This window comes from Moorena sp. SIO3I6 (assembly GCF_010672095.1).
Window position 1 is genome coordinate 1 of sequence record NZ_JAAHHU010001335.1, and the last position, 1,411, is coordinate 1,411.

Annotated in this window: 2 protein-coding genes; one reads left to right on the forward strand and one right to left on the reverse strand. The window is 45.7% G+C overall.

What is annotated here, in order from left to right:
- The coding region (locus F6K49_RS49090) for an SWIM zinc finger family protein (protein ID WP_293110000.1) at positions 1 to 360 on the forward strand (360 nt) is incomplete at its 5' end.
- A 464-nt stretch (positions 361 to 824) separates the two neighbouring features.
- Here the strand turns inward: F6K49_RS49090 and F6K49_RS49095 are convergent.
- A partial coding sequence (locus tag F6K49_RS49095) for a TldD/PmbA family protein (protein ID WP_293110003.1) occupies positions 825 to 1,411 on the reverse strand: 587 nt, incomplete at its 5' end.

Sequence of the window (1,411 nt, forward strand, 5' to 3'; positions counted from 1 at the left end):
GCCGGACGAGCCATTTACGACTTAAACAAGCAAGTATATCGAGTCCGGGAACTCTCCCGAGAGCCCTTACCCATGGAACGGTTACGGTTTGCCAATCAGCGAGAAGAAACAGCAACCCGCTTCTTAAATAACAATGCCGTACAAGTAACCTCAGTAAACGACACTCAAGGTACACTCCAGCTACAGGGAAATGTCACAGATAAAAGCAAAACCTATAATCCCGCTTTGACAATTGATCCTGATGAACGTATAATAGCGGCAGAGTGTACCTGTAATTGGTATCAGCAAAATAAGCTGTACAAAGGTCCTTGTGAGCACATACTGGCGTTGCGGATGCAGCACGCTCGTCAGTCTCAATAAATCACGTCCATTCCATCAGTTGGTAAACAGCCTTGCAATCTGGGCGGTGGATCGCCGTCCCTGCGATAAGTTCAACCACGCATCACTAGCCTGCTCGTGACTGTGCGGGCTTTCGGGTGCTATCGCTATTACGGTTTCGTTTTCCTAAAACTAATTAGCGATAGCACCCGAGCCCGCTTGAGTTGAGCAGTCTAGTCCGAGGGAGTTTACGAAGGGGTAACCAACGGAGTGGGCGTTATTTTTTGGCGTTGCTTAATCTCGGAATGGTTAACCAGAAAAAGTAATTTTTTCATATTTGAAATAATAAATAATAAGGGCATTGCTTGATTGAGCAATGCCGATACTTTTCCTCCATCTTGGATAGTGAGTTGAGTAATGGATAGTAAAATTCCCCTCTGTTTTACCTAACACTAATTAATCGAGGTGCCCAACTAACCATAAAAAAACTATTAACAATTAACGATTTAGGATCCCCCAATCTGAATATTGCGCACCCGCACCGGCACACAAGAATGGGTCATTTGAGCAATTTGCATCGGTTCGCCTTTACCACACATATGGGTACCACACTGCTCCCGTTCCGAAGCCACTCCAATGGCATCAACACTATTCCAGAAATCAGTACTCATAGAATGATAGGTGACATCCTTCAGCATGCCCACTACTTTACCTTTCTCCACCTTCCAGAAAGCATCTCCACCAAACTGAAAATTACGTCGCTGCTGGTCAATGGAAAAACTACCTCTACCATCAATTAAAATCCCTTCCTCAGTCTCAGCAATCATTTCTGATAGTGTGGCAGAGTGACTTCCTCCCTCTGCTCCCGGTTCCAACCCTAAATTAGGAATCCGCACCATCGGTACACTTGACCAACTATCGGCGTAAGCGCAACCGTTACTACTGGCATTACCTAGTCGATAAGCCGTTTCCCGGTCAGTGAGGTAGTCTACTAAAATGCCATCCTTGACAACATACCAATCTTGTGCTGGTACCCCCTCATCGTCATAGCCTAAAGTACTACGTCCCCCCGATTGAGTGCGATCGCATTTAA